Annotated in this window: 21 protein-coding genes; 7 read left to right on the forward strand and 14 right to left on the reverse strand. The window is 58.9% G+C overall.

Annotated elements, in window-relative coordinates; translation table 11 throughout:
• Positions 1 to 13: 13 nt before the first annotated feature.
• Genes tolA through pal form a run of 3 tightly spaced genes read left to right on the forward strand, consistent with a single transcriptional unit; the run spans position 14 to position 2,900 of the window.
• Positions 14 to 988: a cell envelope integrity protein TolA gene (gene tolA, locus DBAC_RS03030; protein ID WP_015772811.1), complete on the forward strand. Its 975-nt coding sequence runs from the start codon at positions 14 to 16 to the stop codon at positions 986 to 988.
• Between the two features lie 13 nt (positions 989 to 1,001).
• The gene (locus DBAC_RS03035; RefSeq protein WP_015772812.1) at positions 1,002 to 2,321 is read left to right on the forward strand and encodes a PD40 domain-containing protein; all 1,320 of its coding nucleotides are present in this window, start codon (positions 1,002 to 1,004) and stop codon (positions 2,319 to 2,321) included.
• Between the two features lie 39 nt (positions 2,322 to 2,360).
• Positions 2,361 to 2,900 (forward strand): peptidoglycan-associated lipoprotein Pal, encoded by a 540-nt coding sequence (pal, locus tag DBAC_RS03040; protein ID WP_015772813.1) that lies wholly within the window; start codon positions 2,361 to 2,363, stop codon positions 2,898 to 2,900.
• Between the two features lie 298 nt (positions 2,901 to 3,198).
• On the opposite strand, the gene mdoH is transcribed toward pal, so the two are convergent.
• The 4 genes from mdoH to DBAC_RS03060 all read right to left on the reverse strand — a co-directional run bounded on the left by mdoH (position 3,199) and on the right by DBAC_RS03060 (position 9,320).
• Positions 3,199 to 5,295: a glucans biosynthesis glucosyltransferase MdoH gene (mdoH, locus tag DBAC_RS03045; protein ID WP_015772815.1), complete on the reverse strand. Its 2,097-nt coding sequence runs from the start codon at positions 5,293 to 5,295 to the stop codon at positions 3,199 to 3,201.
• A 117-nt stretch (positions 5,296 to 5,412) separates the two neighbouring features.
• The gene (locus DBAC_RS03050; RefSeq protein ID WP_015772816.1) at positions 5,413 to 5,907 is read right to left on the reverse strand and encodes a hypothetical protein; all 495 of its coding nucleotides are present in this window, start codon (positions 5,905 to 5,907) and stop codon (positions 5,413 to 5,415) included.
• Entirely contained in the window at positions 5,907 to 7,475 is a 1,569-nt protein-coding gene (locus tag DBAC_RS03055) for an OpgD/OpgG family glucan biosynthesis protein (RefSeq protein WP_015772817.1), read from the reverse strand. The genes DBAC_RS03050 and DBAC_RS03055 overlap by 1 nt, the downstream gene beginning before the upstream one ends.
• Positions 7,476 to 7,730: 255 nt before the next feature.
• The gene (locus tag DBAC_RS03060) at positions 7,731 to 9,320 is read right to left on the reverse strand and encodes a sigma-54-dependent Fis family transcriptional regulator (protein ID WP_015772818.1); all 1,590 of its coding nucleotides are present in this window, start codon (positions 9,318 to 9,320) and stop codon (positions 7,731 to 7,733) included.
• On the opposite strand from DBAC_RS03060, the gene DBAC_RS18685 reads away from it, so the two are divergent.
• Positions 9,319 to 9,579: a hypothetical protein gene (locus DBAC_RS18685; RefSeq protein WP_143890775.1), complete on the forward strand. Its 261-nt coding sequence runs from the start codon at positions 9,319 to 9,321 to the stop codon at positions 9,577 to 9,579. The genes DBAC_RS03060 and DBAC_RS18685 overlap by 2 nt on opposite strands.
• Here DBAC_RS18685 and DBAC_RS03065 read toward each other — a convergent pair.
• Positions 9,576 to 10,958 carry a YihY/virulence factor BrkB family protein gene (locus DBAC_RS03065; RefSeq protein WP_015772819.1) on the reverse strand — a complete coding sequence of 461 codons (1,383 nt, stop codon included), beginning with the start codon at positions 10,956 to 10,958 and terminating at the stop codon, positions 9,576 to 9,578. The two genes, DBAC_RS18685 and DBAC_RS03065, sit on opposite strands and share 4 nt — an antisense overlap.
• A gap of 193 nt (positions 10,959 to 11,151) precedes the next feature.
• Positions 11,152 to 12,759: a hydroxylamine reductase gene (gene hcp / locus DBAC_RS03070; protein WP_015772820.1), complete on the reverse strand. Its 1,608-nt coding sequence runs from the start codon at positions 12,757 to 12,759 to the stop codon at positions 11,152 to 11,154.
• Positions 12,760 to 12,971: 212 nt separating this feature from the next.
• On the opposite strand from hcp, the gene DBAC_RS03075 reads away from it, so the two are divergent.
• From DBAC_RS03075 to DBAC_RS03085, 3 genes are all read left to right on the forward strand, one after another.
• The gene (locus DBAC_RS03075; protein ID WP_015772821.1) at positions 12,972 to 14,054 is read left to right on the forward strand and encodes an FAD-dependent oxidoreductase; all 1,083 of its coding nucleotides are present in this window, start codon (positions 12,972 to 12,974) and stop codon (positions 14,052 to 14,054) included.
• Positions 14,051 to 14,551, forward strand: a complete 501-nt coding sequence (locus DBAC_RS03080; RefSeq protein ID WP_015772822.1) for a 4Fe-4S dicluster domain-containing protein — start codon at positions 14,051 to 14,053, stop codon at positions 14,549 to 14,551. Before DBAC_RS03075 ends, DBAC_RS03080 begins: the two co-directional genes overlap by 4 nt.
• A 304-nt stretch (positions 14,552 to 14,855) precedes the next feature.
• On the forward strand, positions 14,856 to 15,833 hold the full coding sequence (locus DBAC_RS03085; RefSeq protein WP_015772823.1) for a 4Fe-4S binding protein: 978 nt from the start codon (positions 14,856 to 14,858) through the stop codon (positions 15,831 to 15,833).
• Between the two features lie 10 nt (positions 15,834 to 15,843).
• Here DBAC_RS03085 and rsgA read toward each other — a convergent pair whose 3' ends face one another.
• From rsgA to DBAC_RS03130, 8 genes are all read right to left on the reverse strand, one after another.
• Entirely contained in the window at positions 15,844 to 16,899 is a 1,056-nt protein-coding gene (rsgA, locus tag DBAC_RS03090; RefSeq protein WP_015772824.1) for a ribosome small subunit-dependent GTPase A, read from the reverse strand.
• 8 nt (positions 16,900 to 16,907) lie between these two features.
• Positions 16,908 to 17,618 carry an SAM-dependent methyltransferase gene (locus DBAC_RS03095; protein ID WP_015772825.1) on the reverse strand — a complete coding sequence of 237 codons (711 nt, stop codon included), beginning with the start codon at positions 17,616 to 17,618 and terminating at the stop codon, positions 16,908 to 16,910.
• A 114-nt stretch (positions 17,619 to 17,732) separates the two neighbouring features.
• The gene (locus DBAC_RS03100) at positions 17,733 to 18,008 is read right to left on the reverse strand and encodes a CD3324 family protein (RefSeq protein ID WP_015772826.1); all 276 of its coding nucleotides are present in this window, start codon (positions 18,006 to 18,008) and stop codon (positions 17,733 to 17,735) included.
• 273 nt (positions 18,009 to 18,281) lie between these two features.
• Positions 18,282 to 18,866, reverse strand: a complete 585-nt coding sequence (locus DBAC_RS03105; protein ID WP_015772828.1) for a class I SAM-dependent methyltransferase — start codon at positions 18,864 to 18,866, stop codon at positions 18,282 to 18,284.
• A 681-nt stretch (positions 18,867 to 19,547) separates the two neighbouring features.
• A complete protein-coding gene (locus tag DBAC_RS03115; protein WP_015772830.1) occupies positions 19,548 to 19,838 on the reverse strand; it encodes an addiction module antidote protein in 291 nt (96 codons plus the stop codon).
• 1 nt (position 19,839) lies between these two features.
• The gene (locus DBAC_RS03120; protein WP_228644927.1) at positions 19,840 to 20,145 is read right to left on the reverse strand and encodes a type II toxin-antitoxin system RelE/ParE family toxin; all 306 of its coding nucleotides are present in this window, start codon (positions 20,143 to 20,145) and stop codon (positions 19,840 to 19,842) included.
• A gap of 227 nt (positions 20,146 to 20,372) precedes the next feature.
• Positions 20,373 to 21,233, reverse strand: coding sequence for an SPFH domain-containing protein (locus DBAC_RS03125; protein WP_015772832.1), 861 nt, complete (start codon positions 21,231 to 21,233; stop codon positions 20,373 to 20,375).
• 9 nt (positions 21,234 to 21,242) lie between these two features.
• The gene (locus DBAC_RS03130) at positions 21,243 to 21,707 is read right to left on the reverse strand and encodes an NfeD family protein (protein WP_015772833.1); all 465 of its coding nucleotides are present in this window, start codon (positions 21,705 to 21,707) and stop codon (positions 21,243 to 21,245) included.
• Positions 21,708 to 21,882: the final 175 nt, after the last annotated feature.

The raw sequence follows: 21,882 nt of genomic DNA on the forward strand, positions 1-21,882 counted from the left end.
ATAAGGCGTTTTTGTGTTTAATTCGCTACGTCATTTGAGTTGGGTTTTCTCCATTGTGCTGCATTTGGTCGTGCTGCTCGGCGGAGCCTATGTGTCCACGGACACCCATATTAAACTTAATCTGAACAAAAGAATGTACGAGGTCGACCTGGTCGGCCCTCCGAATAAAGGCAAGCCGGGGGCCAAGAGCGCGCGCAAAAAGGCCCCCGAAGTCGCCGAGGCTCCTCAAAAACCCGAAGCCAAGGATGCCAAGACCGTAAAGGCTCCGGATGAGCCCAAAAAGCCGGAGAAGAAAGCTGCCCCAAGCGAGACAGCCAAGGCGATTCCTTCAGACACGGTGAACGCCACCAAGGTGGCCGAGGCCAAGCCCGAGGAGCCGAAGAAGCCGGAGCCGAAGAAGGAAGAGCCCAAAAAGGAAGAGCCGAAGAAGGAAGAACCCAAGAAGACCGCCAAGGAAGAACCGAAAAGCGAGCCGAAAGCCGAGAAGAAGCCGACCAAGGAAGAAATCCTGGCGCAGGCTCTGGGCGAGGCGACCAAGGTCGCCAAGTCTTCTACCAAGAGCGGGGCGGACGGAGCGGCGAAAGGCACTGCCACGAGCGGCTCCAAGGATGCCTTGGCCGATGCTCTGGCAGATCTTGGGCGCGAAGTCTCGGGGCGCGGCACGCGCGGGGACGGGACCGCCGAGGATGGCGATGGCGAAGGAGTGTCTTCGGGCAGTCTGGATCAATACTATGCCACGCAGGTCATTCGGGCCATTCGCCAGAATTGGAGATTTCCGCGTCTGTCGAACGTTGTGCTGGCCACGACCGTTGAGCTCAAGGTGAACAAGGCCGGTGATATTCTGAGCTCGCGTATGCTGAACGGGTCCGGGCGGTCCGATTTTGACGCGTCGGTCATGCGCGCTATCGAGGATACCAAGAAATTGCCTCCTTTGCCTGAAACATTGGACGCGACTCTGGCCATAACATTTTATAATACGGAAAATTGAGCAGGAGCCTGTCTTGATAAAAAAAATCCTTCTCATTCTGCTGGCGCTGCTGGCGTTCTCCGCGTCTGCCCTGGCCGCCGGAGTGCTGAACATCGACATTTATGGACCGGGACAGTCCCGGGTCAATCTTTTCGTGGCCGAGGCGCTGTCCAAGGACGGTTCGGGCCCGGTGGGAGCCATCCCCGGCAACGCGCCGTCGGAATTGCAGCAGCGCATTCATGCCAACTGCGCCTTTTTGCCATTTTTCAACATGCTCTCCGGAAAGGATATCGTCGGTGGCCCCAATCCCGGCGGCTATGTGGCGCAGAGCATCGACTTCAACAAGTTTCAGCTCGCGCGCACCGACGTGCTGGTCACGGCTGCCTGGGCGCCCCGCCCTGGCGGAGTCGGCGAGGTGGAGCTGCGCGCCTATGAGGTCTACACGGGCCGCCTGATTGTGGGCAAAGGCTATGGCGTAGCGAACAATCAACAGATTCCCGAGGTGGCGGCGCGGTTTTGCGCGGACCTGATGGAGGCTTTGACCGGGCAGGGGGATTTCTTCCGTTCGAACATCGCCTTCGTCAAGAAGGAAGGGCAGCGCAAGCAGGTTTACATGGCCACGGCCCAGGGCCTCAATCTGCAGAAGATCACCAACCTGGACGGGATCGCGGTCAGTCCTGCCTGGTCCCACGACGGTCAAAAGCTGGTTTTTGTCTTTCTGGACAAGAAGTATCACAATCTGTGCGTCTGGGATCGACAGACCAGAACCCTGGATAAAAAGAGGCTCCCCGGAAATACCCTTATCGCGCCTGCCTTCACCAAGACCGGCAATGTGGCGATCAGTCTCGACATGCGCGGAAATCCGGACATTTACGAGCTGAATTCCGAATACAAGGTCGTGCGTCCTCTCGAGGAGAACTGGGGTATTGACATCGGGCCGGATTTTGATCGGTCTGGCGAGAAAATGGTGTTTGTTTCCAATAGGTTAGGAAATCCGCATGTATTTTTGAAAAATATGGTCACAGGACAGAGCAAACGCATCTCCCTGACTGGAAAATACAATACCGGTCCAAGCATCAGTCCCGACGGTTCTCAGGTTGTTTTTGCCCAGATGGTGAACGGAAATCATAAATTATTTCTGGTGGATTTGGCTTCCGGGCACGAGCGCCAGTTGACATTTGGCCCCGGTAGTGATGAAGATCCCACTTGGTCTCCTGATGGTTATTTCATAGCTTTTGCGTCAAACAGATCCGGCCCGAGCAAGATCTACCTGACGACCAAACATGGAGACGAACCTATTTTGATTCCAACCGGACCAGGGGAAGCTACTTCTCCGGCCTGGGGGAAATTATAGTGGCTGAGGCGTGTTTTTTTTTCGTTAATGGAGGAAGTTATGAAGAAGTTAGGCGTTTTTGGATTGATCGTTTTGGTTTTTTGTTTGGCCATGGCTGGCGGTTGCTCCAAAAAAGTGAGCTCCACCCCTGCTGGCGCGACTGCTGCTGGCGCTGGAGACGGTTCCGGTGCACAGGGTGGTTTGACCGCAGAGCAGCTCGAAGCGCAGCGCCTTGCTGAATTGCAGCGTCAGGCTATCGAAAAGATTGGTGCAGACAAGATTTATTTTGCTTTTGATTCTAACGAGTTGACTCAGGAATCCCGCCAGGTTTTGACGGATAAGGCCGAGCTGTTGAAGGCCAATCCTGCACTGTCCCTGCTGATCGAAGGACATTGCGACGAACGCGGAACCAACGAGTACAACTTGGCTCTTGGCGAGCGCAGAGCCCGTGCTGCGTATGAATTCCTGGTCCTGCTGGGAATTGATTCGTCCAAGTTGCAGATCATCAGCTACGGCGAAGAATACCCCGCTGTTCAGGGTTCCAACGAAGACGCTTGGGGCAAGAACAGACGCGACGAATTCAAAGCCAGTGCTAACTAGTTTTAATTGAATTCTAAAGGTTGGGGCAATCCCACCCTTTTTTAAGCCCCGGTTCGCCGGGGCTTTTTTCGTGGTGCGCCCGGGAGGGCGCCTGATGAGTTGGAGCTTTGGGAGTGATGGGAGCTATGGGAGTGATGGGAGCTATGGGAGTGATGGGAGCTAGGAGCTATGAGAGTGATGGGAGGCATGGGACGTATGGTGCCGATCAAGAATGGCCATCCTCAATCCATGGGTCTCAGAAGCCATATACGCCTCATCGAACCCATGACTCCCATCAGTTCCATTCTTCCCATTCTCTTTAGTCCAGCCTGACCTTCCAGCGTTTTTCAAGCACATCCTGAGGCAGTTCCCAGATGTGTTCGTGCAGTTTTTTCATACGCTGTCCGTCATACAGGAGTTCTTTCTTTTCTTTCTTGCTGAGCGCCTGGGGGCCGTTGTCCATGGCTTTATCCAGGATGCCGTCGCGGCGTCGTTCTATATCCGGGGACAGGGCGCGTGATCCGCGCAGCAGGCTGAGGTGCAATGTGTTGACTCTCGGAACCACGGCCGCTCTCAGAAATCCCTCCTCGGGTGGAATGCCGAAACTGGTTCTGTCTTCGGCGATGCTCTGCATATAGTTTCCTATATCCTCGTATTCGCGAGGCAGCCGGACTTCTTCCGGCGTCGTGAAGATCCGCATGCTGCGGAAAATTCGGCCAAGTTCGGCCCGGCTGGTGAGCATGGAGACCGGAATGGAGAGCAGCAGGGAAATGACCAGTGGCGAACTCCACCAGAAAAAGACCCGGTTGATCTGAAACATGGCCACTCCCCAGATAAGGCCTAGCAGCGTTCCGCCGCCGTGGAAGCGCAGGGCGTCCCAGAAGCGCGTGCCTTCGTCGTCGCGCTGCTGTGTGCCCCAGCCGATGCCCATGCCCATGAGGGTCAGGAAAACGTACTTGCTGTGAAAGAGCATTCGCACCGGGGCCAGCAAGGTGGACAGGACGACCTCTGTCAGGATGCTCCCGCACAGGGCGAAAAATCCGCCGAACTGTTTGCGACGCCCTTTGATGAGAGCCAGGAGCAGGGCGCAGACCTTGGGCAGGAAAAGAATCACGGCCGTGCCCGCCAAGAGCAGCAGTGCCGGCGTGGGATCCCAGACGGGCCAGACGGGGAAGAGGGATTTGGAGGGCGTGAAGTAGTCGGGCTGGACCATGGCCTCGGTCACTGCCGCCGCAGTAGCCAGGGCCAGGAACAGAAACCAGAGCAGGGCCGAGCCGTACGCCATGACCCCGTTCAGAAAGAGGGCGCGGTGACCGGGAAAGATGCCGCGGGTGAAGACCAGCCGCAGATGCTGCAGGTTGCCCTGGCACCAGCGGCGATCGCGCTTGAGTTCCGTCAGCAGATTGGGCGGAACCTCCTCGTAGCTGCCCTCAAGATCATAGGCCAGCCAGACCGAGTATCCGGCACGGCGCATGAGGGCGGATTCCACAAAGTCATGGGAAAGGATGTCGCCGCCCAGCGGCGGTTTGCCCGGCAAGCGCGTCAGGGCGCAATGCTTCATGAAGGGCTTGACCCGGATAATGGCGTTGTGTCCCCAGAACTGCGCGTCTCCCAAAAACCAGTGGTGCAGGCCTGCCGCGTACATGGGCCCATAGGCCCTGTTGGCGAACTGCTGGGCGCGGGCGATGAGGGTCTCGCGACCTGTGCAGGCCGGAGCTGTCTGCAGGATGCCGACGTTGCGCCTGCGTTCCATGATGCGCACCATGCGGATGAGCGTTTCGCCGGACATGACGGAGTCGGCGTCAAAGACGATCATGTAGGTGTAATGGGCGCCGTAGCGGCGGCAGAAATCGGCGACGTTGCCGCTTTTGCGTTTCAGATTGACGCGCCGACGACGGTAGAAAATGTGACCATGCGCGGAGAGGTCATCGCATAGCCTGCTCCAGGCCGCCTGTTCCTGCACCCAGCGGTCCGGATCGTTCGAATCGCTCAGGATGTGAATGTCGAACCTGTCCGCCGCGCCAAGCCTGACCAGGGAGCGCCAGACGGCCTGGATGCCGGCCATGATCCGTTCCGGGTCCTCGTTGCAGACGGGGAAGAGGATGGCGGTCTTGACGTGAGCGCGGATGGGCGCGTCGAGTTCCCCGCGCGAGCGTGTCACGGCGAAGCGGTCGTCTTTTTTGAGCAGGGTCCAGAATCCGGCCAGGGCAGTCCAGAAACCGAGCGAGATCCAGATGAAAAGCACGCAATAGACAAAGATGATGCTCGCTTCGAGATAGGTGGTGCCCCGGTGCGGGAGGAGCGAACCCATGACGCTGGCGGCAACCAGGGCCGGAGTCAGGACCAGGATCAGGAGAAGAAGTCTGCGACGGCTGGCGATCTTGCGCCAGGGTTCGTTCAAAAATTCTCGTTTCATGAAGTTCCTTGGTGAAGCGGCCGGACCATGGCGACTTAAGGCATGGCGCGGCTTTATGAAAGTCCGGGCAATCCGCCTGGCGAGTGTTATAAAAAAACGAAGTTGCGTAAACCGTTGCTAGCGCAAGGTCGCGTCGAGAATATAGAGTCCTGCGAGCAGGAGCGCGTACTGAAAAATATCGATCAGGCGCGTGTTGAAAAAGTACGCGGTCATGCTCCAAAGAGGCCGCCCAAGGCGCAAAAACACGCGCACCCAGGGCCGCCTGTCCATCTCTTCGGGTTTCATGTGCATGCGTTGCAGTGGTGGTCCCGGCACCACGAAAAGAGGAATCGGCTGTTCGGCCAGGAGCTCCCGGAGGATGGTCATGGCTCTGGCTTCGGCCTGGGACGGGTTGTTGCCGGGGTCTTCCGCCAGCGCGGTCAGCGTCATCAGGGCCAGTTCGTGGCGGCTTTTCTCCGGCAACGGAAGATGCCGCAGATAGGCCGCGATCCTGCGGCCCGCTGCTTCCAGCCTGGTCTCGAGGATCGTGGCCGCTGTCTCGACTGGAGGGCGGAAGACGCCTGAATTGCAGGCGTCGTACGGCAGAGGAGGCTCCGTGGTTTTGTTTTTCATCAGAGTTTGATGGCGTAGGTCCATGTTTCGGTCAGCGGGGTTACGCCGTGTTGCAGGATTGCCCGCATTTCGATGCTTGGCCTTTTGTCCGGCAGGACCATGGAAAGGGCGGAAGCCGAATCGGGTTCGATTTCAAATACCAGACGCCAGCTGTCGGTGACAGGATTTTTATAGACGCGTTTTTCCAGAAGCTTGCCGCCCATTCCGACCCAGACGTTGGCGTCCAGGGCCGCGTCGTCCGGCAGATCCTCAAGCTTGCCGCCCTTGAACTCAAGCACGAACAGTCTGGAGTTGGCCGTTTTTCCTTTTCCGGTGCGCGTGAAGATGACCTGCCCCTCGGGAGAGGTCACGCGTTTGGGCGGCGCCCAGCGAAGCCTGTAGTCAAAGGCGATGGGTTGCCCCGGCTGCGGAGTTGAGTCGGGAGTCCAGAAGGTGACGATGTTGTCGTGAATCTCCTCCGGTGAGGGAATCTGCACCAGATGAAGTTTGCCTGGTCCCCAGTCGCCCTTGGGTTCGATCCAGGCGCTGGGTCTGGCCTCGTATTTGGCCTCAAGGTCGAGGTAGTTCGCATAATCCGTGTCGCGCTGCATGAGGCCCATGCCACGAATGTTGGGTGCGCTGAAGACATTGACGGACAGGGATTTGGGGTTTTGCAGCGGCCGCCATATCCATTCGTTGTTGTCGAACGCAGCCATGAGGCCGTCGGAGTCATGGACTTCGGGTCTGAAGTCGTCGCTCACGCGAGGATTGGAGTTCTCCCCGAAGATGAACATGCTGGTCAGGGGCGCGATCCCCAGCTTGGCCACCGGTTCGCGTAAAAAGAGAATGGACTCGACGTCGAGCACGGTTTCCGCCCCGGTCGTGATTTCGAAACGATAGGCTCCGGCTACGCGGCGGGAGTCCAGCAGCGCGTAGACGGTGATGGACTTGTCCTTCTTGCCGGGTTTTACGATCCAGAATTCCTTGAAAAAAGGAAACTCCTCGCCGGAAGGCTCCGCCGTGTCGATGGCCAGTCCACGGGCGGACAGGCCGTAGTTCTGCCCCTTGCCCACGGCCCTGAAATAGCTGGCCCCAAGAAAGACCAGAAACTCATCCAGATAGTTCTTGGTATTGATGGCGGTGTGGATGCGAAATCCGGCATATCCCATTTCCGTCGGGATCTGCGCGGCAAAGTTGTTCTTTCCGTAATCGAAAGCCCCGGTATCAAAGGCCAGGCGGGTGGGGACATTCTTTTCCACCACGTTGACGGCTATGGTGCGGTCATAGAACAGCCCCGGATGGAAGAATTGCAGTTCAAAGGGCAGCTTGTCCGCGCGCCACAGGCTCTTTTCCGGGACAAAGCGAATGTCCCGCCATTGGTCGTACGAGATGGTCTTAAGGACCTCGGGCACCTGTCCGGCGTTGTCTTCATACGGCTTGGCCGCGAGCGCTTGCGCCATGGTCGCGACATCCTGCAGCCCAAAGCCTGGCGCCTGGGTCTGGGCCTGGGTCTGGGCGTGGGACAGAACGGTGGATAAAAAGAGGAAAAGTCCGGCCATAAAGCCGAACAATCCGTTATGTCTGAACATGCTTGGTTCTCCTGCTGGGAAATGTTGCCCATCACGGGTCGGGCAATTTTCGGTATTTCCACTTGTGCTTTTCGTTGACGCTCGTCAAGAGCTAAGAAATATCTCGCCAGCCCTTGACATCCGTGGCTTGCGCCATTCGTTTCGCTGTACTTTACACGAAAAAGGGCGTGCCTCAAGCACGAGAAGTTTGGAGCGGGAAGAGAGGCCCGGCCGGAAACGTGTCGGAGGGATTGATTCCGGCCAGGCCGAGGGGTTTTATGATTGCTGTCTGCGGTGATCGACTCGCCCTTTGGCGATGAGCTCTTCGAGGTTGAATTTTCTGACCCGGTAACCCATCTGGCGGGGCGTGAGGTTCAGTTCCCGGGCGGCCTTGTACTGAATCCAGGCGTTTCGTTTGAGCGCCGCCAGGACTTCCCGGCGTTCGGTTTCCTTGAGCGGCTGGCAATAATCTTCCTGCTCGGGATGAGCGGGCGGTTCTGGAGCGTGCCTGGCCGGTCCGGGCCGGTGTGTTTCAGGCGTGAGGAACCCGCGCACCAGCTCCGCTTCCACCGGCTTGTCGTCGGTCAGGATGACCAGCCGCTCCACCAGGTTTTCCAATTCGCGCACGTTGCCGGGCCAGTCATAGGCCAGCAGCAGGTCGAGGGCGCCCGTGGTCAGGGTCAGGCTGCGGCCGTATTCGCGTTCCATCTCCTTTTGAAAATGATTGAGGAGGCGCGGAATATCTTCCTTGCGCTCCCGGACCGCCGGCACATGCACAGGGAAGACGTTCAGGCGGTAGTACAGGTCTTCGCGGAAAAGCCCGTGGCCGACGAGGGCTTCCAATTCGCGGTTGGTGGCGCTGATGATGCGCACATCGACTTTGCGCGTCTTGTTGCTGCCGATGCGTTCGAACTCTCGTTCCTGGAGCACGCGCAGCAGCTTGGATTGCAGAGTGAGGGGCAACTCCCCGATTTCATCAAGAAAAATCGTGCCCAGGTGCGCATCTTCAAAACGGCCCGGTTTCGTGCTGTTGGCTCCGGTGAAAGCCCCTTTCTCGTAGCCGAAGAGTTCGGCTTCAAGCAGATTTTCAGGGATGGCGGCGCAGTTGACCTTGATGAAGGGGTGGGTCTTGCGGTCCGACAGCTCATGAATGATCCGCCCGATGAGGGTCTTGCCCGTTCCCGATTCCCCGAGGAGCAGCACCGTGGCTTTGGTGATGGCGACTTTGGCTACGTATTGTTCCACTTCCAGCATGGCCTGGCTCTTGCCGACGATGTAGGGGCCGTGGTTCTCCCGGGCGATCTGGTATTTGAGGGAGGTGTTCTCCTGCTTGAGAGCGGCCTCTCTTTTTTTTACTTTTTCGTTAAGACTTAAGAATTGAGAAATGAGGGTGGCCACCACGGTCAGAAACTCCGTGTCGGCATCGAGTTGTTCCTGACCCGTGAAGACGCGGTCCACGTTCATGACCCCGATGGGACTGCCGTGCAGCAGAATGGGCACGCCTACAAACGATATGCGCTCCTGGCTGATGCGCCGCGTGCCGGTCTTGTCCAGAAAGAGGGGCTCAAGGGAGATGTCCGGGACCACGTATGGCTTGGCCGTGCGAAAAATGATTCCCGTGATGCCTTCGTCCATGCGATAGACGCCGCGCTGCTTTTCCAGGGCCGAGAGGCCGTAGGAAGTGGAGATGGCCAGACGGCCCGAGAGGGGGTCGTACAGGGTGACCGTGGCCCTGCGCATGCTCATGGTGTCGGACAGGATTTTCAGAATTGATTCCAGAGCGCTTTCCAGGTCCAGGGCCTGATCGATGACCTTGCTGATGGCCAGCAGGACGCGCAATTCTGTGGAACAGGTTGAGGTGCTCATGGAGGCTGTCAAGCAACAAGGATGCCGCAATGGTCAACGCAAACGAAGCTATGGTCTGTCCAAGACTTTGTTGCCAAATGGAAAGATAAAATATTTTAATATTAGATGGTTAAAGCGTAAACTGGGGGGCTGGAAGATTGGGCTGCATGGAAAGAATTTTTCTGAATCGATGGCTGTGCTCCATCATAATTTACTTTTTTGTAATTTCATTCCGAATTGTTGGTGGTTAATTTGGGATGGTTTAAACAAAATTGATTAATTTTTCTTCGTGGCATCTGCAGAGCCGGCCCCTTGGCATTGCGCAGGTTCGATATCGCGCAGCAATTTTGTGGCGGCAGTGTGGTCGAGGTCGTTTCGCAGCGTGTCCAGGCAAGCGGCTATGGCCGCAAGCTTGGGTTGGTCATGGGTAAAGCTCGGGTTCGCATGAGCATTGTCGACGGCAGCAAGCACGTCGCGGATGGTGATGTTGGCGCTGTCGCGGGCTGGCTGCAGTTGGGGCGTTTCGTCCCCTTCGGGCTGAACACGGTGCAGGAGGTGCGTGTGAACCAGCATGTTGATCATTTCGGAGGTTTCACTGCGGGACATGTCAAACTCCGAGGCAATGATTTCTTCGCTTAAGCTCGGTTCATCGCGGTGAAAGCGCTGCACGATCTCATGGCAGATCGCCAGCGCCAGCAGCCTGGTTTGCGCCATGCTCCGCTCGCGCCATTTCGGCTCTGCCGCGACGGTGTCTGAATGGGGAAAGAAGTGGGCGATCTCGGCCCCGAAGAGAACGATATGCCAGCTCAGTTGCAGCCAGATCAAAAAGAGGGGCAGGGCCGCGAAGCTGCCGTAAATGGCATTGTAGCTGGCCACGTTGATTTGAAAAGCGATGTAGCTGACTTGCAGGAGCTGGTACGCCGATCCTGCCAGGATGCCGGCCAGCAGTGCGCCTGCGAACTGGACACGGGTATTGGGCATGATCAGGTAGAGGAGGGTGAAGAGGGCCCAGAGCAGCAGGTAGGGGGCGAAGCCCAGGCCCAGGGAGACTGCCGGGTCGAGCATGCCGGGCATGCCGACTTGGTTGGAAATGGCCCGCACCTGGGATGCGATGAAGACCGTGGCGCTGCCGGACAAGATCAGGAGCAGGGGGGCGATGAGCATGATGGCCAGGTAGTCGCTCAGCCTGCGCGACATCGAGCGCGAGGGGACAGCCCATATTCGATTGAAATTTTGTTCGATTCTGCCAAGAACCTTGATCACGGACCAGAACAGGATGATGACGCCGATGCCGGCGATGAGCCCTCCCTTTGTGTTGTCGAGCATGTTGCGGGCGAAGGCGATGACCTGCAGGACCACCTCCTGCTGCGCGGCAAAATTGCGGAGCAGTTCTTTTTCAAGCAGCTGTTCAAGTCCGAAGCCTTTGGCGATGCCAAAAGCCATGGCCGCGAGCGGCACCAGAGACAGGAGGGTGTAGAAGGTCAGGGCGGATGCCTGCAGGGAACCCTGGCGGTTTTGAAAATCCCGGGTCGCGAAGAGGAGGGTCCGCAGCAGGCGGATCACGAACCACGGAGCAGGCGTGTCTTCGCGCCGGGCATGCACGATGGACCTCGTCACGAAGTGCTCGCCCCTGGCCAAAAGGTTGTTGAAATATTCCATGGGCGCAAGTCCGGTTTGTTTCAGGTTTGGCGATCAATACCAACCCTGTGGCCACAACGGGCCGTAGTGTCAACCGGGCAGCAAGGAATGAAGCGTCATCAGGGATGATTTCGCTTCCCTCCCCCCCCCTCCAAAAAAAACCAAGGCCTTGCGCGGGGCAAGGCCTTGGTGATGCAGGGATGGTGAGTTAATATTAGCCGAGAATGGCTTTCAAGTCTTCGTCCGGGGTGGTCAGGGGCTTGATATCGAAGTTTTCGACCAGCACGTTCAGCACCGTCGGGGTGATGAAGGCGGGCAGGGTGGGCCCGAGGCGGATACCCTTGATGCCGAGGCTTAAGAGGGTCAGCAGGATGGCCACGGCTTTCTGCTCGTACCAGGACAGCACCATCGAAAGGGGCAGGTCGTTCACGCCGCAGCCGAAAGCTCCGGCCAGGGCCGAGGCGATCTGGATGGCGGAGTAGGCGTCGTTGCACTGGCCGATGTCCAGAAGGCGCGGGATGCCGCCGATGTCGCCGAGCTTCTTGTCGAAGAAGCGAAACTTGCCGCAGGCCAGGGTCAGCACGATGCAATCCTGAGGAACCTTTTCCACGAATTCCGTGTAGTAGTTGCGGCCTGGCTTGGCCCCGTCGCAACCCGCCACGAGGAAGAAGTGGCGGATGTCGCCGCTCTTGACCGCCGCGATGACCTTGTCGGCAACGCCGAGGACCGCATTGCGGGCAAAGCCGGTCAAAACGCTGCCCTTGTCCTCATCGGCCGCGAATCCGGGCATCTCAAGGGCCTTTTCAATGACCGTGGAGAAGTCCTTGCCCACGTGGGTCACGCCGGGCCAGCCGACCAGGCCGGTGGTGAAGATGTTGCCCTTGTAGGACTCGACCGGCTTCTGGATGCAGTTGGTGGTCATCAGGATCGCACCGGGAAATTCGGAAAATTCCTTTTGCTGGTTCTGCCAGGCGGTACCGTAATGACCATGGAAGTGCGGGTGTTTTTTGAGTTCCGGGTAGCCGTGGCAGGGCAGCATCTCGCCGTGGGTGTAGATGCTTATGCCCTTGCCGGCGGTCTGCTCCAGGAGCAGCCCCAAGTCTTTCAGATCATGGCCGGAAACCAGGATGGCCTTGCCCTTCTTTGGTCCGAGGGGAACTTCCGTGGGTACGGGGTGGCCGTAGGTGCCGGTGTTGCCGCCGTCGAGGAGTTCCATGGCCTTGAGGTTGATCTGGCCACACTCCATGCACAGACCGACAAGCTCGTCCACGCCCAGGTTTTCGAGGCTCTTGACCAGAGCGCGCTGCACGAATTCGTATACGCTCTCGTCTTCATGACCGAGAATGGCCGCGTGGTCGGCGTAGGCTGCCACGCCTTTGAGCCCGTAGATAAGAATCTGCTTCAGGGAGCGCAGGTCTTCATGGGCTTCCAGCGCCTCGGAGATGCCGTGCTGCTCGCCCTGGGCGACCAAGCCTTCCAGGGTGGCGGCCGGGGTGAAGGTGGCGGCGGGGTTGTCCACGGTCAGGCCGGCCCGGAGCTTGATGGCTTCACGGTGGGCTACGGCTTCATTGATGAGCACCTGAAAACGTGCCGGGTCGAAATCCACATTGGTCAGGGTCGAGAACACGCCTTCATTGATGAAGCGGTTCACGGCCGCATCGGACACGCCTTTGGCCCGGGCCTGCGCCGTGACCAGGGAGAGCCCTTGCAAGGCGTAGATGAGAAGATCCTGCAGGGCTGCGACGTCGGGCTGCTTGCCGCATACGCCGACCTTGGTGCATCCGGTTCCTTTGGCGGTCTGTTCACACTGATTGCAAAACATGAGGGGTAGCCTCCATTGTTGGGGGGGTGTTGTCGTTTCCGTTGAGAAGGGGTTTACGGGGAAGGATGCGCAGAAGCTTTGACGCAGATCAAAAAATGTGACTTTTTCGGGCGCGATGACCGTGGTCTTTGTGAATGATTGCTCTATCTTGACAAAGGCGTCACGGCGGAACAGATGATTCTGACACGGTCATAAACGATAATGGAGTGCCCATGGACCCGATGAATTTCAATTTCCTGTGTTCCGAACCGGCCGCGCCTGTTGGCCGCAGCGTCGGGATTATCGGTGCGGGCCCTTCGGGTCTGGCCGCCACGGGCTATCTGTCCTGTCTTGGGTACCAGGTCGAGGTTTACGACAAGTTGCCCAAGCCGGGAGGTCTCATGCTTTTCGGTATTCCCGGCTACCGCATCCCCAAGGAGCGCATAGATCTGGGCGCGCGCAATCTTGAGAGAAAGGCGGGGGTCATCTTTCACACCCACACCAAGATCTGTTGCAGCGGACCCTTGCATGACGAGGAGGGGGACCATTTCTGCCGCGAGATTCTGGGCTTCGGCGACATGGTCAAAAAGCACGACGCCATCATGATCTGCACGGGCTCTTGGCGTTCACGCAAGCTCGGCATTCCAGGCGAGACACTGCCCGGCGTTTTCTCGGGCCTTGAATTTCTTTTCCCTATCCGCGCCGTCAAATACAGCGCGCCCAACGTGAAGCTGCCCGATGTCGCGGGCAAGACCGTGGCCGTCATCGGCGCGGGGCATTCGGCCGTGGACGTGGCCCACAGCGCGGTGCATCTCGGAGCAGCCAAGGTCTATCATATCTATCGGCGCACCAGCCGCGAAGCGCCGTGCGGAGCCTTCGAGATCGAGCAGCTGCGGCAGATGGGCGTGGAGTGGCTGGATCGCACCACGCCGCTTCGGGTCCTGGGCGGAGGCACGGTCGAGGGGCTGGAGATTTCCCGTCCCGGTCAGAACGGGACGGAGGTTTCGGTCCTGCCCGTGGATCTGGTGGTTGCCGCCATCGGCGAGACGGCCACACCGCCGTTCGCCAAGGAGCTTGGCCTTGAGGACGTGCGCAAGGGCGAGGTGCGTTGGCTGCACATGACCGCCATCGAGAACGTGTTCGTGGCCGGCGACGCCTTGAGCGGCCCGAGCAAGATCGGCAAGGCGGTCTACAGCGGCCTGCGCGCGGCCCGTTCCTTGGCCAACTGGCTGGATCTCAAAGCCCAGGACAGGCTCGACGCCTATGACTACAACGACCTCGTGACCAACGAGGCCGGATTCGGGAGGCAGGCATGAGCGGCCAGAAGACCCTGTACATCGACTACAGCCTGTGCATCGGCTGCGAGACCTGCGAATACGTGTGCCGCTTCACCAACGACACCTCGCGCATCCACATGACCCGGACCATCGACGGGGTCATGGTGCCGCTGTATTGCCAGCACTGCGAAAACCCCAAGTGCGCCAACGCCTGCCCGCGCGGGGCGCTCAAAAGGGACAAGGACGGGGCGATCATCCTGCAGTCCATGCTCTGCCGGGGCTGCCAGACCAAGAACTGCATCCTGGCCTGTCCGCATAGCGCCATGTTTGAGACCGATCGCGGGGTCATGGTCGCCAAGTGCGACATGTGCGCCCAGCGCCGCCAGGTGGGCATGGGACCGGCCTGTGTGGAGATGTGCCCGTGCGCGGCCATTCGCTACGTGGACCGCGATGAGATCCCTGCTCTGGAAACGGAGAAATCGAAACTGGCGCATCAGAAAGTGCTTGATCATCTGAAGCTGCCGGGAAAAGAATAGGGCCTGGCGTGGAAGGGGCAGACAGAGGCTGGAAGAGATTCCGGCCTTTTCTTTTTTTGCAAAGTTTCCATGATGTTGCCCCGCTACCAATGAAAACCGTGCCGGGTTTTGATGTTCTGAATGTGGCATTCATTATGCTTGGCTACTCCGTCAATCAGTCCAGACCTTGATTTTTAAGACATTTCGACTTTTTTTTGCACAGCCTGTCCTGCACAAGTGCTCAGGTGTACTGCACCCCACGCGCGCGCTCTTTTCTGATCAAAGGGCGAGTCTCAACAGTTCATGATTTTTTGCGAGGAATCCCGTGCGTTTCACCCTGCCGTCACCTGCCGTGTTCCAACGTCTGATCCAATCGGCATTTCTGATTTTTTGCCTGTATTCGGGCTGGAAATTCTACCACTTCGTGCAGTGGATGACAGGCCACAGCGAAATCCCGGTAACCAGGCCTGCCTCCGTCGAAGCCTTTCTGCCCATCGCGGCCCTGATGGGTCTGCGGCGCCTGCTCGAAAGCGGGGTGTGGGATGTGGTCCATCCCGCGGGGCTGGCCATTTTCCTCGCGGCGCTGGGCATGGCCCTGCTCCTGCGCAAGGGTTTTTGCGGCTACGTCTGTCCGGTGGGCCTTGCATCCGGGCTGCTCAACCGTCTGGGCCGGAAGCTGAGGCTCTCCAGGGTTCCCGGCCCGCGCGTCGATGCGCTGCTGCACGCTCCCAAATATGCGCTGCTGGCCTTTTTTCTGTACACGGTTTTCGTGGGCATGGATTTACGGGCCGTGGAGCAGTTCGCTTCCAATCCGTACAATTTCGTGGCCGACGCCCGCATGCTGCACTTTTTTCTCGATCCTTCGTCGCTGACCCTGATGGTCCTGGCCGGACTGGCCGTGCTCGGAGTCCTTCTGCGCAGCGCGTGGTGCCGCTATCTCTGCCCCTACGGAGCGCTGCTGGGCCTCTTGAGTTGGGGCAGCCCCGTGCGCATCCGCCGCGACAAGGACGCCTGCGTGCAGTGCGGCCGCTGCAGCGCGTCCTGTCCCGGCGGCATCCCGGTGCACCTGAGGGACGACGTGCGCAGCCCGGAATGCGTGGGCTGCATGCGCTGCCAGTCCGTCTGTCCGGTGCCCGGCTGCGTGACCCTGCGCGCCTGGGGCAGAGACGTGCCGTTCTGGAGCATTGGACTGGGATGCGTGGCCTTGCTCCTCGCGGTTTGGCTGTTGGCCGATTCCCAGGGATTGTGGCATCAGAATCTGCCCGAAAACATGCTGCGCATGCTGTATCGCCAGGCCTTCTAGAAAATGCGGATCAGCCTTTCATTCCTTTTTTCACCGACTTGACGAGTCGGCCAAAGGCCTTGTCTTTCTTTCGTTTGTCCAGCGACGACATCTCGTTGAATTCCGCTTCCTTCTTGAGTTTGAGGTAGCTTGCATAGCGCTCCTCCTCAAGGTCGCCGCGTTCGATGGCGGCCCTGACGGCGCAGCCGGGCTCGTGCCGGTGCGTGCAGTCGGCATACCGGCAGTCCGAGGCCAGGGCGGCCATCTCCCCGAAACCCATGTCGACGCAGTCCCCCGCCCCGAGGATGCCCAGCTCCCGCATGCCGGGCGTGTCGATGAGCATGGCCCCGGATTCAAGCAGGATGAGCTGGCGGCGGGTGGTCGTGTGGGTGCCTTCGCCCGTGGCGCTGACGGCCCGGGTCGCATAGGCGTCCAGGCCCATGAGGCGGTTGACGAGCGTCGTCTTGCCCACGCCCGAGGAGCCGAGCAGGCAGCAGGTCTTTCCGGGGGCAAGGGCGCCCCGGAGTTCGCCAAGTCCGGCGCCGGTCACGCTGCTCAGGGCGATGATCCGGGCCGTGGTCACGGAGGCGATGATCGCAAGCCGGTGTTCGAGCTCCTCTTCCGTCAGCAGGTCCGTTTTGGTCAGGAGGACAATCGGTTCCACCTGTCCGTCCGCGGCCATGATCAGGTACCGCTCCAGCCGGTTGGGATTGAAGTCGAAATGGCCCGACTGGACAATGAAGGCCATGTCGACGTTGGCGGCGATCATCTGCTCATTGGCCCTGCCGCCCGCAGCCCTGCGCCGAAGGAAGGTCTTGCGCGGGAAGACCTGGTGGATGATGGCGGCTCTGCCCTGGTCGTAATACTGCGCCGCGACCCAGTCCCCGACGCTAGGCAGATCCGTCGTCCTCTCGCTCTGGTATAAGAGCTTCCCGGACAGCTCCGCCGGTACGTCGCCGGACTCGTTTCTGAGGCAATACGAGCTGCGGTCGACCGCGCAGACGCGGGCGATGGCGCAGCCCTCGGGCTGTGATTCAGGGGCATGGGCCGCAAACCATGGGTCGAAGCCGAGGCGTTCCGGGATCATGGCAGGTCTCACCAGTTTTGTTTTTCACAGATCAGGCCGTGAGTGGCGAAATAGCGGCCCCCTTCCATGTCCATCATGACCATGTCGGTCTTGGCGTGCTCGTTGTCGCTCTCCAGCCATTCGGCCCAGGCCTGCTTATGGCAGCCCATGTCGAAAGCCTCGCGCAGGGTCAGCCCCGTGCATTGCAGCCACATCTCCCGCCACCACTGCAGGGTGAAGAAGTTCATGCCGTCCACCCAGTAGGGGCGCAGGTCGTCCGGCACGGCGTCGAAGGCGCGGCGCAGGCCGGGGACGCCGACCGCAAGCAGGCCTCCGGGTCTGAGCAGGGGAAGCAGGTGCGTGGTCAAGAAAGCCGAGTCCGCGGCGAAGTAGTGCCAGGCATCGATACTGACCACAATGTCGAAGGACTCCGGCTCGAAGGGCAGGGCGCGGGCCTCGCAGTGCACGGCCGTGACCCGGCCCGAGAGGCCGGCCTCGGCGAAGCGCCGGGCGTTGTCTTCGGCCGGGATCCACAGGTCGGCGGCGGTCACGGTGCAGCCATAGCCTTTGGCCAGGGCCATGGAGGTCAGACCCATGCCGCAGCCAAGGTCCAGCACGCGGGCATTGGCCGGCAGGTCGATCCTGGTGAGCAGTTCGTCCAGGATGCGCAGGCAGTTGGGCCCCATCATGGTCTGGAGCTGGAAATGGCGGGAAAAAAGTGTGGTCGAGTCAAAGGTCATGATCGCATCTCCGTGTTTGTTTGATCGGGGAGTATACGACTGCGATGCGTCCGTCCCGCCCCTGGACGGTTATGAAACAAAAAAGCGCCATGGGACGGTCCCATGGCGCTGCGTTCACCTTCCGGTGCTCCGTGCGCGGAGAATTTTGGCGATGGTCTTGGGGGACAGGTAGAACTGTTCCGCCAGTTCCCGCACTCCCGTGCCCCGGGCGTGCCGGGCATGGATCTCGCGGTTTCTGGCCGTTATGTTCGCGCGTGTCTGCGTCTCTTCTCCCCAGGCTTTTTTGCGGTCATCCCGGCGCGGGATGTACACGCACTGCCCATCGATATACTTCTGCACGGCCTCCAGAATGGTCTTCGGCAAAACTTCCGTGGCGTTGGTGTAGCCCATGATGCTCCTCCTCGTGATGAATCAATTGAGGACGGGGCAGGGGCCACGGCCCGGCTAGATCACCGGGCGTCGCCCCTGCGGAGCGTGCCGACAAAATCCAATGATGCGCTGAACATCCAATCTCCGGGGTTGAGGGTTATTGATGGGCCTCGTGTTTCAGGCAGGATCCCGCATAGCGCGGGGAGGGGAGGTTGTCACCTCCCGAGGGCGAGTCGTCCGGGCCGTCGGGAAGCCGCTGGAATGCCTGGGCGGGGATCCGGTTGATCCGCACTCCTAAATGCTTTGACCATCCTTCTCGCCGACCAGCAGGAAATGCTTCGGCAATTCGTCAAATACATTCACGTTCTTGAAACCGGCATTGAGCAGTTGTTCCATGACCTGTTCAGGCGCGCATCTGATTTCCGTTGGCGGACCCTCGGCCATGCTCTGCTTTTTCCAATCGACGATGAAAACGGTCCCGCTGGGCTTCAATGTTCTGAACGCCTCCGCAAGTAGCAGGGTCGGGTTGTCCAGTTCATGATGAAGATTGATCGTAAACACGACGTCGGCGATTTCGTCGTCCAGGGGAATCGAGTTCTCCTCGCTTTGGACCGGGATGATTCCTGGAAAATTTGGAACGATGTTTTCATGCATCCAGTTGAGCATCACCTCGGACACATCGCAGGCATACATTTTAGAAGGCTTGGCGTGCTGAAGAAAGGCCACGCTGAAAAAGGCCGTTCCTGCGCCTATTTCGAGAAGCACGTCTGCTTTGGGTCTGTTCAGCTTGTTCCAGATATAGGCTGGCGGGATGTCCTGGAGCCGCAAAGGGTTGTTCAGTTTTTCCAGTTTTTTGGGATCGAATTTTTTTTCGTGCACTAGATTTCCTTACGTCTCAAAATTAAATTTAGCCCGTGGAGATATCCAGCCACTATGAAGCTGCAGCGGATAGTGGTCAGGAACTGCTACTGGTTGGACGACCCGTGCTCTTGGACCATCCGGATACTGTCCCAATGTTGATGCCCCCACGTGATAACCTGCTTCGCAGTCTCAAGAAGCGCTCCCGGGGGAAAGTGGGAATATTGAGTGCCATACCGTATTTGGTTCGGGTATTTTGAGGCCCCGCGAGATTCTCCTTCAAGGACTTGTCCCACCGTTCCCGAAGTTCCAGATTGAATGGGCTTGCCGCGAATATCCGTAGCACGGACCCAATGAGTTTCTTCATGTATGACAAATGGAACTTCGCAGTCGCAGAAGTCCTTGAGCAATAACGACAAGTTGTGAGAGCGTTTCCGAATGGTCTCCGGCGGAAAGCCGGCCCGCTCGAGAAGAGCCTTCATCGCGATCTCACATGCAAGGAGACTGAGGTAGGAAACTGCTTGAAAAGAATCAAAGTCTCCATCAGAATCTCGGAGCACGGCATCAGCGGCCGATACCAGCTTCTCGCTCAAATCCATATTGTAAACTGTCATTGCGTTGCTCGATTTACCAGCCCAACAGTTCTATTATCCAAGCCTCACCAAGCCGACATTCCATCGTTATTGATGCATCGTCTTCAAATCAATGCGCAGGAACAGCCTTGATCTTAACGTTCAGCGCAGTCAGTATTTTGCTTACGGTTTCGTAGCGGGGCTTGGAGCCAGGGCGCAGAGCCTTGTACAGGCTCTCACGGCCAAGTCCGGAGTCTTGCGCCAACTTGGTCATGCCGCGCGCGCGGGCCACGTCCGCGACGGCTCGCAGGAACATGTCCGGGTCCGGGTCTTCCATCGCGGCGGTGAGATATTCCGCGATGACCTCTTCGTTGTCGAGATAATCCACCACGTCGAAGCGCTCGAATTTTGTCATATCCATATTATTTCTCCATCAATTTTCGGGCTCGGAGGATATCCTTGCCTTGAGTAGACTTTTCCCCGCCAGCCAGCAGGAAGACGACTGTCTCCCCATTCCGGGTGAAGTACAAACGGTATCCCGGTCCGTGATGCACGCGCAATTCGAATAGCCCGCCGCCAAGGGTTTTGTAGTCTCCAAGGTTGCCTAGCTCGACATTCCGGATGCGGTTGAAAATGCGGGCCTGCGCAGCCTTGTCACGCAGGGATCGCAACCACGAGTCAAACAGGGAGGATCGGTACACCGTGTTCATGCTTATATGTGTATTCATTTGGATACAGATGGTCAAGCCTTCTTGGCTTTCTCTGACCAATTATTCGGAGGAGCATTTTCCCCCGGAATGGGTGATTGGGGTCATTTGAATAGCGGTCGAATGGAGAAGGGGTTCGCGGCTCTGGGCGGAGAAAATGAGGCTCGAGTGGAAGGGTTCAAGGCGGCGCGACCGACTCATCGGGCGCGCCGTCTTGAAGTGGTGTAAAGGCAGGGACGTTGCCTTCTCTATTTGCCGAGCGTCCCCATGATCCCGCGCACTGCCGCGGGCAGGTCGGCGGGGAGGACGATGATTTTGGAGTTGTTGTTCTCGGCCATCTTGCGCATGGCGTCCACGTAGCGCTGGCCCAGCAGGAAGACCAGCGGCAGTTCGCCGCCCTTGGTGGCTTCGGCCACCTTGACGATGGCCTCCCGGTCCGCTTCGGCCAGCACGACCTTGGCCTCGGCGTCGCGGCGGGATGCTTCCAGGCGACCGTCGGCCTGCAGGATGGCCGCCGACTTGTCGCCCTCGGCCCTGGTCACGGTGGCGCGCCGGGCGCGTTCGGCCGCGGCCTGTTCTTCCATGGCGTGCTGCATGGTGTCGGAGGGGTTGATGTCCTGGATTTCCACGGTCTTGAGCATGATGCCCCAGTCCGAGATATCATCGGAGATGGTTTCTTTAAGTCTGGCTTTGATCCTGTCCCGGGAGGACAGGGCGTCGTCGAGGTCCATTTCACCGACAATGGACCTGAGCGAGGTCTGCACCAGAGTCTGGATGGCCATGCGGTAGTCTTCCACCCCGTAGACTGCTTTTTCCGGGGACACGATGTTGATGTAGGCCACGGCGTTGGTGATGATGACCGCGTTGTCGCGGGTGATGACCTCCTGCGAGGGGATGTCCATGACGATGTCCTTAGTCGTCACCTTGTAGGCCACGGTGTCCATGTAAGGAATGATGATGTTCAAGCCCGGGGCCAGGGTGCTGTGGTACTTGCCCAGGCGCTGGACGACGAACTTGAAGCCCTGGGGCACGATGCGCACGCCCATGCTGATGGTGATGATGACCAAGAGAAGCAGGAAAGCGACTACGATAAGTCCTGGACTGAACATAATGATCTCCTAGAGGGCTTGTTTGTTGTTTTTCGGGGCGACCACAAGTGTGTTGCCCGATACGTCGCGGATCTGGACCCGGTCTCCCAGTTGCACGGGTTCGTCACAGATGAAGGACCACTCGTCGGAGCCGAGCAGGGGTTTGGAGAAGCGCACGACGCCGCGCCGATCGCCCTCTGGCGTGCGGATGACCTGGCCGGTTTCGCCCAGCAGTGCCTCGCGGGACATGCCGGCGCGGGTTTTGTCCAGCATGCGCGGCTTCATGACCACAAACCAGAACGTGGCCAAAAGTGCGGAGAATATGGCCCAGAGCAACAGTTGCATGGTCAGGCTCAAGGCCGGGGCAAGCCAGACCAGACCGCCCACGGCCAGCGCGGCCAGTCCGAACCAGACAATGGTGAAACTTGGAATGAAAATCTCGGCGATGATGAGGATCATGCCGAAAACAAGCCAATGCCAATACTGTAGGTCCATGAGTTCTCCCGCAAAAGTGATTCGTTTCCGCCTGCCTGAGTGCTAGCAGGGTCCGGGAAGCAAATCCAGCACCATGTTCAACTTTCGCTTGGGCACGGGATGTCGGAGGCGGCCAACAATCCCTTATGACTTCATGTTGACAAATCCCGCTCTTTTCGCATAGCCGTTTCGCAGC

The organism is Desulfomicrobium baculatum DSM 4028, assembly GCF_000023225.1.
GTDB lineage: Bacteria > Desulfobacterota > Desulfovibrionia > Desulfovibrionales > Desulfomicrobiaceae > Desulfomicrobium > Desulfomicrobium baculatum.

Bases quoted from the DNA above. Each gene is read 5' to 3' on its own strand.
- pal (WP_015772813.1), top strand. From the start codon at position 2,361: ATGAAGAAGTTAGGCGTTTTTGGATTGATCGTTTTGGTTTTTTGTTTG.
- mdoH (WP_015772815.1), bottom strand. From the start codon at position 5,295: ATGAAACGAGAATTTTTGAACGAACCCTGGCGCAAGATCGCCAGCCGT.
- DBAC_RS03050 (WP_015772816.1), bottom strand. From the start codon at position 5,907: ATGAAAAACAAAACCACGGAGCCTCCTCTGCCGTACGACGCCTGCAAT.
- DBAC_RS03055 (WP_015772817.1), bottom strand. From the start codon at position 7,475: ATGTTCAGACATAACGGATTGTTCGGCTTTATGGCCGGACTTTTCCTC.
- DBAC_RS18685 (WP_143890775.1), top strand. From the start codon at position 9,319: ATGGAGGCTGTCAAGCAACAAGGATGCCGCAATGGTCAACGCAAACGA.
- DBAC_RS03060 (WP_015772818.1), bottom strand. From the start codon at position 9,320: ATGAGCACCTCAACCTGTTCCACAGAATTGCGCGTCCTGCTGGCCATC.
- DBAC_RS03065 (WP_015772819.1), bottom strand. From the start codon at position 10,958: ATGGAATATTTCAACAACCTTTTGGCCAGGGGCGAGCACTTCGTGACG.
- hcp (WP_015772820.1), bottom strand. From the start codon at position 12,759: ATGTTTTGCAATCAGTGTGAACAGACCGCCAAAGGAACCGGATGCACC.
- DBAC_RS03075 (WP_015772821.1), top strand. From the start codon at position 12,972: ATGGACCCGATGAATTTCAATTTCCTGTGTTCCGAACCGGCCGCGCCT.
- DBAC_RS03080 (WP_015772822.1), top strand. From the start codon at position 14,051: ATGAGCGGCCAGAAGACCCTGTACATCGACTACAGCCTGTGCATCGGC.
- rsgA (WP_015772824.1), bottom strand. From the start codon at position 16,899: ATGATCCCGGAACGCCTCGGCTTCGACCCATGGTTTGCGGCCCATGCC.
- DBAC_RS03095 (WP_015772825.1), bottom strand. From the start codon at position 17,618: ATGACCTTTGACTCGACCACACTTTTTTCCCGCCATTTCCAGCTCCAG.
- DBAC_RS03100 (WP_015772826.1), bottom strand. From the start codon at position 18,008: ATGGGCTACACCAACGCCACGGAAGTTTTGCCGAAGACCATTCTGGAG.
- DBAC_RS03115 (WP_015772830.1), bottom strand. From the start codon at position 19,838: ATGGATATGACAAAATTCGAGCGCTTCGACGTGGTGGATTATCTCGAC.
- DBAC_RS03120 (WP_228644927.1), bottom strand. From the start codon at position 20,145: ATGAATACACATATAAGCATGAACACGGTGTACCGATCCTCCCTGTTT.
- DBAC_RS03125 (WP_015772832.1), bottom strand. From the start codon at position 21,233: ATGTTCAGTCCAGGACTTATCGTAGTCGCTTTCCTGCTTCTCTTGGTC.
- DBAC_RS03130 (WP_015772833.1), bottom strand. From the start codon at position 21,707: ATGGACCTACAGTATTGGCATTGGCTTGTTTTCGGCATGATCCTCATC.